The 13,692-nt window shown below is 60.0% G+C and carries 6 protein-coding genes; 4 read left to right on the forward strand and 2 right to left on the reverse strand.

Features of this window, described 5'->3' with window-relative positions; translation table 11 throughout:
* The first annotated feature begins 52 nt into the window (after nt 1-52).
* Nucleotides 53-7,108, forward strand: coding sequence for an S-layer homology domain-containing protein (locus NE562_RS02990; RefSeq protein WP_280960909.1), 7,056 nt, complete (start codon nt 53-55; stop codon nt 7,106-7,108).
* Between the two features lie 270 nt (nt 7,109-7,378).
* Nucleotides 7,379-8,260 carry a helix-turn-helix domain-containing protein gene (locus NE562_RS02995; protein WP_280961047.1) on the forward strand — a complete coding sequence of 294 codons (882 nt, stop codon included), beginning with the start codon at nt 7,379-7,381 and terminating at the stop codon, nt 8,258-8,260.
* A 65-nt stretch (nt 8,261-8,325) separates the two neighbouring features.
* Here the strand turns inward: NE562_RS02995 and NE562_RS03000 are convergent, their stop codons facing one another.
* Complete coding sequence (locus tag NE562_RS03000; protein ID WP_280960910.1) at nt 8,326-9,297, reverse strand: ABC transporter permease subunit; 972 nt, start codon at nt 9,295-9,297, stop codon at nt 8,326-8,328.
* A gap of 53 nt (nt 9,298-9,350) precedes the next feature.
* The gene (locus tag NE562_RS03005) at nt 9,351-10,841 is read right to left on the reverse strand and encodes a sugar ABC transporter ATP-binding protein (RefSeq protein ID WP_280960911.1); all 1,491 of its coding nucleotides are present in this window, start codon (nt 10,839-10,841) and stop codon (nt 9,351-9,353) included.
* 616 nt (nt 10,842-11,457) lie between these two features.
* Between NE562_RS03005 and NE562_RS03010 the strand changes: the two genes are divergently transcribed.
* Entirely contained in the window at nt 11,458-12,468 is a 1,011-nt protein-coding gene (locus NE562_RS03010) for a sugar ABC transporter substrate-binding protein (RefSeq protein WP_280960912.1), read from the forward strand.
* Between the two features lie 348 nt (nt 12,469-12,816).
* Nucleotides 12,817-13,581 (forward strand): IclR family transcriptional regulator, encoded by a 765-nt coding sequence (locus tag NE562_RS03015; protein ID WP_280960913.1) that lies wholly within the window; start codon nt 12,817-12,819, stop codon nt 13,579-13,581.
* Nucleotides 13,582-13,692 lie beyond the last annotated feature (111 nt).

Consider the following 13,692-nt stretch of genomic DNA (forward strand, 5'->3'; position numbering starts at 1 on the left):
CATTTATCGCCAAGGCTTCTTTTACTTACAAAACACAAAGGGAGGAAGAAATATGAGAGAAATAAAGAAACTGCGGCGGCCGCTTGCATCCCTGCTGGCAGCGTGTATGCTAATGACCCTGCTGCCGGTCTCGGCGCAGGCCGGGGGGACGGAGAACGGTCGGGACGTGATAGTCGCGGCCTTTGAGCCGTTGGACGCGGCGGTGGCGGAGCAGACCGTCTCGGTTGGCACGGTGCGGGAGGCTTTAAACCTGCCCGACACCCTCCGGGCCACCGTGTACGCCACGGCCCCGGACACCGAGCCAGTTGTGATTGACGGCGTGAGCTGGGAAGCGGATTACCCCTTTGAAGGAGCGGCGGGCCGCTATACCTTTACCGCGTCCGCGTCAGGGTACGCCTGCGCCGAGGGCGTGGACTGGCCCGCGATCACCGTCACCGTGGCGGAACAGACCGCGCCGGAGCCGGACGAGGTGGACGCCCTCTGCGCCGCCATCGACGCCCTGCCCACGGTGGACGAACTCTATGAAAGCGCCCCCGGCGACGCCGACCCGGCATTCCCTGTTTGGGTTACCGAGACCCGCGCCAAGCTGGCGGCGGTCCCCGCCCTGCAAACGCAGCTTTCCGCGCTGTCCGGGGACGCGGCGGCTCTGGAGCGGATCACCGAGGCGCGCGCCGACAAGCTGGCGGAACTGAACGATTTTGCGAAGCAGCTGGGAGGGATGGCAACGCTGGACATTACCACCGTGGACGGGCTGAACAATGCCATTGCAAGCAGCAGCGGCACGGCGGCTACCCCCACACTGATTACCATTGACGCGTCGGGCATATCCGTTGGCGCGGCCATTACCGTCGACAATAAGCACGTCAAGATCACCGGCGGCACGCTGACCCGCGACGCAGCCTACAGGGGCAATCTCATTGAAGTAAAGAAAGGCGGCAGCCTGACGCTGGAAAGTATCACCATGGACGGAAATAAGGCTAATGCCAGTGGCGGCTGTCTCATCAATCTGAATAATGCCGCATTGGTTCTGGAGGACGGCGCGACGCTGACAAATAACAATGGCAGCGCCATTAACATAGGCTATCATTTTAATGGTTTCAGCAGCGTTACAATGAACGGGGGCGTCATCGGTAACAATGTCGCAGAAAACGGCGGCGCAATTAAGGATACTGATGGTAACACAGTTATCACCATAAAAGGCGGCAAAATCACAGACAATATCGCCAACGGTACGGACACGAACAGCACCTACGGTGGCGGCATTTACAGCAACGGCAAGCTGATTATCGAGGGCGGGGAGATCACCGGCAACTCCGTCCCCAACGGCCGGGGCGGCGGCATCTTCAAGACCGGCGGCAAGGAAAAGGTGTTCACCGTCACCGGCGGCACCATCAGCGGCAACACTGCCCGGACGGACGCCGAAAAGGGCGACGACGTCTACGTCAACCAGTGCGCCTTCACTCTGGGCGGCTCGGCCAATATCCCGGACGGGCTGTATTTGAAGCTGGGGGAAAACTATTCCACCTTCACCATCGCTTCCGCGTTGGAACACCCGGTGGAGATCGAGGCGATCTATAACCATCCCACTGCCGGGACAATGGTAGCCTCGGGCGCGTCAGACTATACGATCACGGCAGAGGACTTGGCCAAATTCTCCTACAAGGGCGGCGCGTTTGGCTTCGCGCTGGAGAATAACCAGATCAAGCTGGCGGAAAAGCCCGCCCCCGTCTGGGCGGCCAGCGGCAAGGGCACGGAGGCAAGCCCCTACATCATCGAAACCTACGACCAACTGGCGGGCTTCGCCGCTAACGTCAGCGGCACCGGCGATTATGTCAGCACGGCTAATACATTTGAGGGCCAATACATCAAGCTCTCCGACAGCTTCCCGGCCACCAGCGGCACGGCCACGGCGCTCACCGCCGCTATCGGCACGAGCAGCAGCAATTCGTTCAAGGGCCACTTCGACGGCAACGGCAAAACGGTGGCGCTGAATATCAATAGCGAAAACGACAATCAGGGCCTGTTCGGCTACGTGGCCACGGGCGGCGTGGTGGAGAACGTGACCGTCACCGGCACGGTTACCGGCCAAAACTATGCCGGCGGCATCGTAGGCGCGAACGCCGGTACGGTGCAAAACTGTGTCAACGGGGCCACGGTCTCCGGTGTGGGACGGCTCGGCGGCGTGACGGGCGGGAACAACGGCACGGTGCAAAACTGCGTTAATAAAGCAGCAGTCAGCGGCACAGGCGATCGAGTCGGCGGCGTGTCGGCCTCAAGCAGCGGCACGGTGCAAAGCTGCGTCAATGAGGCCGCAGTCTCCGGCAAGGACAAGGTCGGCGGCGTGGCGGGCCATAGCATCGGCATGGTGCAAAACTGTATCAACAAGGCGGCGGTCACCGGCACAGGTTCTTCCATCGGCGGCGTGGTGGGAGATAACTATAACAGCGTGCGGTTCTGTTATAACACCGGCGCGGTCACCGGCGGCAGCAAGGTCGGCGGCGTGGTAGGTGGGAACGATAAAAGCATCTCGACTGTTGTGACGGCCACAGTGCAAAACTGCCTCTCTCTGGGGCTGACCGTCATTACCACCGACAGCAGCAAAACAACCGTGGGCCGCGTGGTGGGTTTTAAAGACGACGCCCCCCTCTCGGACAATCTCGCTCGGGCGGATATGAAGGTCTACCAGAAATCCACCGAGGCGGTTACGCCTATCACCGGCGCGGCGGACGGAATCCACGGGCTTGACGTGGCGGTGGACAATACCATGCCGCTGACCGACGTGTTCAGCAGCTGGGATTCCAGCGTCTGGACCGTCCCCACCGGAAATCTGGTCCCCGGCTGCGACTTACCCACGCTGGTAAGCAATGCGCAAGCCCCCGCGCCCACTCTACCGAGAGAAGCGCCCGCCGTCACAAGCTACGGAATTTGGGTGGGCGGCACGCAAGTCAACCCGGAGAATTCGGCCAACGTGCTGGGCGACGGGAAGGTATCCTACGACGCCGCCAGCAATACGCTGTCCCTCAACAGCGCGGCCATCACAGGCACACACAAAGGCGCGGGAATCTACGTGGAGGGCAGCACGGACTTTACCATCGCGTTGACCGGCGATAATGTCGTCGGCAACGATGCGGACGCCGCGCTGAACTGCGGCGTCCGGTGCCTAAACAACCAGCTTCTCATAAAGGGCGCGGGCAAACTCACCGTCTATCTTCAGCGCGCCCAGGACGGAGGCGGCGTATCGGGCGTGAGCGCCAACAAGGGGCTAACCCTAAAAGGCGCGACGCTGAAGATCATCAACAAGGATACGACCTTAGAGCCCGAAGCCTCTTACGTCGGATTGCAGGCGGATGAAGGGATCACCCTCAGCGGCGCGAATCTTACCCTCACAAACCTCATGACGGGCATCAACGCGGCGGGCGGAGACATCGCGATTGACCAGTGTTCCACTCTAACCGCACGCACGGGGGACAGTGCCATCAACGGCAAAAATGTACTGATCTCCGACTCCAAGGTGGACGTTGAAAGCACCCTGACGGGCAAAAACGCCATCATCGCTCTGCTGCATATCACCGTTAACGGCGATGCGGACGTCAAGGCGGTGAGCGACTTCCCCGCGTTATATGCGGAGCATGCGGCGGATTTGCCCGACGTGCCCGATTATACGAAAAACTGCATCACCATCAGCGGCGGGACCGTCAGAGCCACCTCCAACAACGACGCCGCAATTTATACGCCCGGCACAATCTCCATCAGCGGCGACACGACAAAGGTGACGGCCAAGGGCTATTATGCCGGCTTGCAGGGCAACGGCGGGATTGCCATTTCCGGCGGCACCGTCAACGCCGCCTCCACCGACGACTGCGGCATCTTTACGCCCGCCGCCCTCGCCATCAGCGGCGACGATACCAAGGTGACCGCCAACGGCTATTATGCCGGCCTGCGGAGCAACGGCGGCATCACCATCTCCGGCGGCACCGTCGACGCCGTGAGCACGAACGACGTCGGGATTTTCTGCATGGGCCACATCGAAATCACCGGTGGCAGTATCCACGCAAAAGGCGGGCCCGGCTTTGCCGCCATCGCCGCTAGAACGATGAAAAGCGGTGAGACACAGCCGCCGGTAACCATTACGCTGACTGGCTTGGGGGAAGAAAACGGCTGCAAGCCCATGGCGTCGGACTGGTTTACCGTTACGCTGTCGGGCGGAGGAACGGAAACCAGAAGCTGGACCGCCTTCGTCCCGGAGAACGCGGACGCGCTTACCGTTTCCAACGGCGCCATGACCAACGCGGTCAATGAGGTTTGGTTGGGAACGCCCACCGTCACCGCCGTGAGCGTCACCCCACCGGCGGCCATTGTACAGAAGGGGCACACCCGGCAGTTTAACGCCACGGTGGCCGGCACGTATTCCCCGGCGCAGTCCGTGACGTGGACAATCGAAGGCAACTACGACACCGGCACCGTCATTTCCGAAGCGGGTCTGCTGACCGTGGCCGCCGGTGAGACGGCAACTTCAATAACCGTCAAGGCCACCTCCACCATAGCCAGCGGCAAGAGCGCCACGGTCACCGTGACCGTCACGGACAAGGCCGCGTTGACGGAGGCGCAGATGTCCCTCGCCATGGATGGCTGGACCTACGGCGAGGCGCCTAATGTGCCCTTGGGCTCCGTGACTGTCACGGACGACAACGGCGGCATCACTTATCAATACAGCGCCGACGGCGGAAATATCTGGGCGGACGATCTGCCCGTTTCCGGTGCGGGCGAGGCTAAGGCGGGAACCTATCAGGTGCGGATGAGCTACGAGGGCGACGCCTACACCGGCACCAAGGCGGCCAGCTTTACCGTGGCCCCCAAAGCCGTCATTCTGGGCGTGGGCACCCTCGCGGCCAGCAAGGTCTATGACGGCGACACAATAGCTACACTCACCGGCGCGCCTGCCCTTACCGGCGCACTGGAACATGACGCGGTGACCGCCGGGGGCGGCACTGGCGTGTACGCCACGGCGGACGCGGGGACGGGAATCGCCGTTACCGTCACCGGCGTCACACTCAACGGAAATGACGCGGGCAATTATTTCACCACCGGCACGGTACCCGGCCTGACCGGAACCATCACCCCGGCGGACGGCAAGACCTATTCCAGCTACGCCGACGCGCTGGACGCGCTGCACAAGGTGCACATCGTCACCAACGTGACGCCGACGCTGGGGGACGTGACGCTGCCCGCCGGCTGGGCGTTTACCGGCGACAAGACGGCGCGGATCGCCGCCGGCAACGACAACGGCGGCAAGCAGGCATTCCCGGTGCGGTACACGCCCGCCGATCCAAACTACGCTCCCGTAGACCTGACGGGCGAGGACGCCCTGTTCCCGGTATCCACGGTAGAACTGACCGCCAGCGAAGGACTGGGCATACAAACCGTCGCGGCCGGGCAGCAGTTGACGCTCTCCGGGGTAACGCTTCAAGTGACCGGCGCGGCCCTGCCCAATGAGGGCGACTACGCCATTGCCAACATGAAATGGAGCAGCAGCGCGGAGGCGGTCGCCGCCGTGACCGGCGCGGTCTCCGGCGGAAGCATGACCGCCACCGTTTCGGCAGTCGCCGGCGGCGTGACCATGGTGGGTGTGGCCTACCAGAATGGCGACATGCTGGGCTACGTGCTGGTAAAGGTCACGGGCGGTAGCGGCGGGACCGCCAATCAGGTAAGCGACATTACGGACATCGCCGATACGCTGGATAAGCTGATCGACCCGGAGCGACCCACCGAAACCGACAAGGCGGCGGTGGACGCCGTGGCCGCCGAGGTGACCAAGCTGTCCGGCGCGGCCAAGGAAAACCTTACCGCCGATGACGTGAAGACGCTGGATGAGCTGAAAAAGACCGTGGGCGAGAACATTTCCGACGCGGACAAGAAACTGACGATCACCATCGAAAACGAAGCCGAGGGACCGGTTCCCGCGCCGGAGAACATAAAGGTGGTGGGCGCGGCCATCGCCTGCGGCGTGGACAGCGGCAACGTGGTGGTCACCGTCAAGCCCGTTATGCCCAGCGGCTCCGACACCAAGCTGGAACTGAAAATGCAACTGACGGTGAACAACAACGAAGCGGAGCTGGCGGCACCGATGTTCTTCCAGATGGTCGTGCCGGAGGATATCGACCTGAACAACCTGAGGCTGTACCATGTGAAGGACGACGGCAGCAAAACGGAGCTTCCCTTTACGAAGGGAGAGGGGCGCGCCATTTCGTTCAAAATGCTGTCCTTCTCCAGCGTGCAGTTCGTGGTACCCACCGGCGGCGCGACGGGCGGCGGCTCCACCACCTATTACACCCTGACCGCCACGGCGGGCGGGGGCGGCAAGATCGCCCCCAGCGGCAAGGTGCGCGTCAGCCGGAACAGCGACAAGACGTTTACCGTGACGCCCGGCGATGGCTACGAGATCGCCGACGTGCTGGTGGACGGCAAGAGCGTGGGCGCGGTGGATTCCTATACGTTTGAAAAGGTCAGGGCAAACCACACCATCGCGGCCAGCTTTCAGGCCGAGGGCCAGCGGCCCGTCTGGAATCCCTTTGCCGATGTGAAGGAGGGCGCGTGGTATTACGACAGCGTGAAGGATATCTATGAGCGCGACCTGATGAACGGCACCAGCAAAACCACGTTTTCGCCGGAGCTTGCCACCACCCGCGGCATGATCGTCACGATTCTGTGGCGGTTGGAGCAGGAGCCGGAGAGCGGCGCGGCCATGTCATTTACTGATGTAACGGCGGGCAGCTACTGCTTTGACGCCGTTCGCTGGGCGGCGGAGCACGAGATCGTCAAGGGCTACACCGCCACGGCATTCGGCCCGGTGGACGCCATCACGCGGCAGGAGCTTGCGGCCATTCTGTACCGCTATGCCCGGTACAAGGGCGCGGACATAAGCGCGGCCGACGATTTGGCGGCCTTTACCGACCGGCCCGACGGCTGGGCGGAGGCCGCCGTGAAATGGGCCGTGGGCGCCGGCGTCCTCTCCGGCAAAGGCAGCGGCGTTCTGGACCCCAAGGGGCGGGCCACCCGCGCCGAGGTCGCGGCTATGCTTCACCGGTTTCTTTCCAACACAGCAAATTGAACGACCCCAGAACACATTTGCCATTACCTTGCTCTCCGGGCGGGGTGGTAGAGATACCGCCCCGCCCGGCCGATTCAAGAACCCGTTTTTACAAGGAAACGGGTTCTTTTTGCCTGTCTTCTACTTTTTTTCGCAACGGGAAAGCGTAGCGGGGCGGCGCTTGGCTGAACCGAGTACGCGGTGGAATTGACGCGCGCGGGCAAATTCGGTATAATGAACAAATGATAGCAGCGCAAATGCCGGAAAAGGGAGGAAGCCCACGTGAGCAGCATGTATGAAACAGATTATTTCGCGCGAGTGATGCAAAAATCCGGAATAGACAGAGTGGCGATGCCTTCGCTGCTCTATATCACCAAGCAGCAGGCGGGCGGCAAGAAGCGCGACCGGCCCATGCACGGGCATGATTCGCTGTGCGAGATCCTGCTGGTTTATCGGGGCGTTGGCTCCTATGCCATCCGCAACCATACCTATCCCATACAGGCGGGCGACATCCTGTATTATAATCAGGATGAAGCGCACGAGGTGCGCGCCATGTCGGATGAGGAGATCGGCACCTACTGCTTCGGTATCGGCAACCTGCATTTAAGAGATCTGCCGGTAAACCACATGATCCCGGCGGACAGCCCGCCCGTGCGGCCCTCCGGCGCGATGTTCGGTTTCTTCGAGGGCCTGTGCGAGCGCGCCTATCAAATGCTGGATGATAACCCGATGCACCGGGCCGTGGCGCAGTGTCTGGCCATCGCCTTTTTGCTCGCGGCGATCGGGGTGGAGGACGAAGCGCCGCGAGCCGTCGCTTCCGCGCAGGATACGCAAATGGGCGACCGCATCCGCGAGTATCTGGATATCCATTACACGGAGCCGATCGATCTGAAATCGATCGCGGCGGCGTTCCAGTGCAGCGAGCCGTATATCTCGCATGTGTTCAAAAAGGCGATGGGCTATTCGCCCATCCAATATGTGATCCGGCGGCGCGTCGGGCTGGCGCAGACCTATTTAATCAGCAGCGATTACACCGCCACGCAGATCGCCACCTTGGTCGGTTACGACAATACGAATTACTTTAACACCATCTTTACCAAGGTGGTCGGCGTGTCGCCGATCCGCTATAAAAAACAGTACATAGAAGCGCTGCACGGCAACGTGACGCAGTAGCACATAAAAACCGGAGCCGCGGCCCCTTACGAGGGGACCGCGGCTCCGGTTTTTATGTAAGCTTTTTACGCCTTCTTTGCGTTCTTGCGCATATCGAACACCACCGCGAGGATGATGATCGCGCCCTTGAAAACCTGCTGCACATAGGGCGAAATCTTGAGCAGCATCATGCCGTTTTTCAGCACGCCGAGGATGAGGATACCGGCGATAACGCCGGAGATCCGGCACACGCCGCCCGAGTGGGAGGTGCCGCCCACAGTGGCCGCCGCAATCGCGTCCAGCTCGTAGTTGACGCCGACCGAGGCGTTGCCCGCGCCCGAACGGGCCGCCAGCAGAACGCCGCCGACGGACGCGCAGAACGCGCACCAGGTGTATACCTTAATCAGATTCTTTTCCACGTTGATACCGGCCACGCGCGCGGCTTGATCGTTGCCGCCGATCGCATAGATCGATTTGCCGAACCGCGTCTGTGTGAGCATAAAGCCGGATATCACCGCAAAGATGACGAAAATGACGATGACGACCGTGACGGACGCGCCGCTGATGTTGAACAGCTCAAACTGCGCCACATTTTTCAGGCCGGGCTTTAGCTCCGGGATGGGGTAGGCGTTGGTGTAAAGCAAGGCGAGCGCGCGGGCGATCAGCTGGGTGCCCAGCGTGGCGATGAAAGCGGGGATTTTGGTGTAGGCAATCAGCCAGCCATTGAGCACGCCGAACAGCGTGCCGACAAGCAGACCGGCCACAATCGCGACGACGACCGGGATATCCGGCAGGTTCGGGAACAGGCGGGACGCGCCGTACTCAAACTTCTGTGCGAGCGAGGCGGTCACAACGCCGGTCAACGCGACCAGCGCGCCGGGCGAAAGGTCGATGCCCTTGGAAAGAATACACCACATAACGCCGACCGTTAGGATGCCGGTGATGGATTCGGTGGTCAGTACGGAAACAATATTTTTGGCCGTTAGAAACGTTGGCGATAAAAAGGCCATCAGGATGACCATAAAAACAAAGACGACCCAGATCGAGTTCTTGCTCATAAATTTTTTGGCTTTTGTCGCATTCACAGGAAGTACCCCTTTCTCTTTTTCCCTTATTCTTTTTGACCGTGGCATAGCGCCATGATGTGTTCGGAGCTCCATTTATCGCTGTCGCGCTCGACAACGCCGGTGACCTCGCCCTCGTACATGGCGACGATACGGTCGGCCATGCCCATGACCTCGGGCAGCTCGGAGGAGATCAGGATGATCGCCTTGCCTTGGCCCGCAAGCTGCGAGATCAGCGTGTGGATCTCGGCCTTGGCGCCAACGTCGATGCCGCGCGTCGGCTCGTCCACGATCAGCACGTCCGGATCGGTCAGCAGCCACCGGCCGATCAGCACCTTTTGCTGGTTGCCGCCGGATAGGTACATGATCAGCTGCTCGTTCGAGGGCGTTTTTGTGTTCATCGCCTTGACGTACTTGTCGGTATCCTCCCGGATTTTCTTGTGGTTGATCGGGAAGCCGTAGGCCGGCAGATTCGCCAAGATCGTGTTGTCCATCACGCTGCGGATGCCGACGATGCCGTTGCCGCGCCGGTCCTCCGTGAGCAGGGCGATGCGGTGGGCGATCGCGTCGTGCGGGCTGCGGATGGTCAGCTCCTGACCGTCCTTAAAGACCTTGCCGCTGTCCTTATGGCGCATGCCGAACACGGTCTCCACCGTTTCGGTGCGGCCCGCGCCGACCAGACCCGCGAAGCCCAGTATCTCGCCGCGCCGCACATCGAAGGAAACGTTTTTTACCTGCTTGCCGGAGTTGAGCCCCTGCACCTCGAATACGGTCTCGCCGATCTCGCAGGGGATTTTCGGGAACATTTCCGCGACTTCGCGGCCCACCATTTGGGTGATCAGCGCGTCCACCGTCGTGTCCTTTGCAAAATCATGGCCGACGAACTGGCCGTCGCGCAGCGTGGTCATTTCGTCGCAGATCTGGAAGATCTCGTCCATCTTGTGGGAAATGTAGATCAGGGCGCAGCCGCGCTCCTTCAGCTTTCGGATGATCTGGAATAGATGCACGACCTCGCCCTCCGTCAGCGAGGAGGTCGGTTCGTCCAAGATCATCACGTCGGGGTTATAGGAGACCGCCTTGCAGATCTCCACCATTTGCATCTGGGCGACCGTCAGGTTGCCCATTTTTTCGTCCGGATCAATGTTGAGATCCATTTCGCGGAACAGGTCTATGGTATCCGTCCGCATTTTTTTATGGTCGATATGAATGCCCTTGTACGGTTCGCGTCCCAGCCACACATTTTCGGACACCGGACGCTCGAGCACCGGACTCAGCTCCTGATGGATCATGGAAATGCCGCTTTGCAGCGCTTCCAGCGGTCCTTTAAAGTCGACCTCCTTGTCGCGGAACCGGATCGTGCCCTCGGTTTTGTGATAAATGCCGATCAGGCATTTCATCAGCGTGGATTTTCCCGCGCCGTTTTCGCCCATCAGTGCGTGTACCGTGCCGGGGCGAAGCTTTAACTCCACGCCGTTCAGCGCCCGTACGCCGGGGAAATCCTTGACGATCCCCGTCATCTCCAATATGTACTCGCTCACTTTGCCACCTCCACTTTTCTTCTCTCCTCTTCGTTGCTTGTCGGGGCGGAACTGACGGGGTCCCGCCTGCGATAATACTATTGTAGCGTATTCTATCCGGCCGCCCCTCCACTATCTTGTAGCGCGTCCGGCGAAAGCGCCCAAATTTTTCACAAAAAACAGGGCATTAAATTTGGTTGTTCCACAATCTTGTTATCTGCCCCGCAAACAGCAGAATCGAAAATATCAAAATGAATTTCCAGTGTGTTCCTGTGTAACGAAAAACGGTGCGCGCGGACGCACGTGCGAAAGAATAAAATATACTAAAACGGAATACAAAAGAGGCGAATGCGGCAATACGTATATATATAATAAGGTATCACTAAACGCGGGGAAAACAGGGCGTGATCTGGCCGGAAAGGCGGTATTTATGTGTTTTTAAGGGGCGTGCGAACAGGATAGTGGAGTTGCCAAAGTTGGCGGCGGTATATTTGTGCGAAATATCCGGGAAACAACGAAGGGTGAAAACAATATAGTGAAGGTTTTCTATCCGGGGGATGGTATAATGATTAGCATAGAAGCAAGACACTGCAAACAGTGCCGTGCACACAATCGAAAAAGAGAAGGAGAGAATGACATGAAGAAGAAATTAATTGCTTTATTGCTGACGGGGGCCCTGAGCATCGGCCTGTTGGCCGGCTGCGGCAGCACGCCCGCGGCAACGCCGGATACGGACGCGGACACGGGCGCGCAGGGCGGCGACGCGGGCGGCCCCTATCAGGTGGGCTTCTCGATCGCTATGCGCGACCAGTTCTGGACCTCGATGGAGAACGCGATGAAACCCTTCGCGGAGGCCAACAACATAGAGCTGAACACGCTGGACGCCAATCAGGACGTTGCAACGCAGCTGAGTCAGGTACAGACTTGGGCGGCGGACGGCTATGACGCCGCGATCATCGGCCTTGCCAACAACGATTCGGCGGAGGACGTGCTGAAGGCGGCGGGCGATATGAAGGTGGTATTCGTCAACCGCCAGCCCAGCCTTGACCTGTTACAGGACGGCAAGGTCGTTTACGTAGGCACCGATGAAACGCTGTACGGCAAGGAACAGGGCAATTTCCTATCCAAGATCTTTGAGGACGAAGGCAAGACCGAGGTCAACATCGCCATGTTCATGGGCACGCTGGGTCTGGATAACGTGACCAAGCGCACCGATTCCGCGAAGCAGGCGCTGGCGGACAACGGGATCAAGGCCAACTATGTATTTGAAAACACCGCTGAGTGGGACCGCATCAAGGCGATGGACCAGTTCAGCCAGTTCATGGGCACCGGCGAAACGGTGGACGCCGTGATCTGCAATAACGATGAAATGGCGCTGGGCGTTATTGAAGCGATGAAGACCAACGGCGATAAGACCGTGTTCTGCCCGGTCGTCGGTATCGACGCGACCGACGTTGGCTGCGCGGCCGTCAAGGAAGGCACGATGGCTTGCTCCGTGTTTCAGGACCCGGTCGCGCAGGGCGAAGGCACGCTCAAGTGCGCGCTCGGCCTGATCGAAGGCACCGCGGTGGACGGCCTGACCGATAACTACTACAACATTTTGCCCAAGCTGGTCACCAAGGACAATGTGGATGAGTTCATGAAGTAAATAGAGTACGGAATCTGTTCGCTTGATTGCGCTGGCAGGGGGACGGTGCACACGGATCGACCGGTTGCACCGTCCCCCTGCTATGTTGCGCGGCGCGTGGCGTTCGGGCGGATGATCCAATCGCTACCCCACTTTCTTCTTTTCATAGAGGCGTGCAGTTTTATCTCTTCTGTACGTCGCCAAGAGCCGCCGGAAAATTCCGGCGGCTCTTGGTTTTTTGTTGGTCAGCCGTCGATCTGCAACAGTTTTTGGCAGAGATTTTATACAATGTTCCGCTTGTTTTTTGGGGCATAATACTTTAAAATGAAACTTGGTTTCACAATATAAAACCGTTACAGGAGCGAAATTATGGCTGAACATTCCAACGTACAATCACTCGACCGGGCGTTCGATCTGCTGGAAGCGCTGTGCGGCAGCCGGAACGGCATGACGATCGCCGCGCTTTCGCAGCGGACCGGCTTGCATAAATCCACCGTGCACCGTCTGCTTGCCAGCATGTGCGCGCGCGGCTATGTGCTGCGCGATGAAGAAACCAGTATTTACCGCGCGGGCATGCGCCTGTGCGAGCTTGCGGGCTGTATTACGGATAATATGGATGTGATCGACCGCGCCCGCGCGCCGATGGAGCGTTTGGGGCGGGAAACGGACGAGACCATCCATCTGGTCATGCAGGATGATTGCGATATCGTGTATATCCATAAGGTGGAGAGCCTGAGCGGCGGCATTCGCATGTTCAGCCGCATCGGCATGCGCAGGCCGCTTTACTGCACGGCGGTCGGCAAAGCGATTTTGGCCACATGGCCGGAGGACGAAGCCTTCGCGCTGTGGCAGGGCAGCGAGGTGCGCGCCTGCACCGCGCACACGATCGTATCCGAACCGGAATTTTTGCGCGAGCTGATGCGCGTGCGGCGGCAGGGGTACGCGGTCGATAACGAGGAGACCGAGCTGGGCGTGTGCTGCATCGCGGCGGCCATACCGGATTACCGGGGACGCGCGTCCTACGCGCTTTCTATTTCCGCCCCTCTGGCCCGGATGAGCGACGACCGGATCGACGAGCTGCGCCGCCCGCTGCTTGCCGCGCGCAATGAGATATCCGTGGCGCTCGGCGGGTAAACGGCGCCTTTTGTGTGAAAAACACGCCGAAATATTCCTTGGCGGCAAGGATTGGTTGAACCTCCGGCGGCAGGGACGTATAATAGAAGCAGCATAGAAGGGTGGGAGCGG

Origin of the sequence: Butyricicoccus faecihominis (assembly GCF_024462775.1) — a bacterium.
Taxonomy (GTDB): domain Bacteria; phylum Bacillota; class Clostridia; order Oscillospirales; family Butyricicoccaceae; genus Agathobaculum; species Agathobaculum faecihominis_A.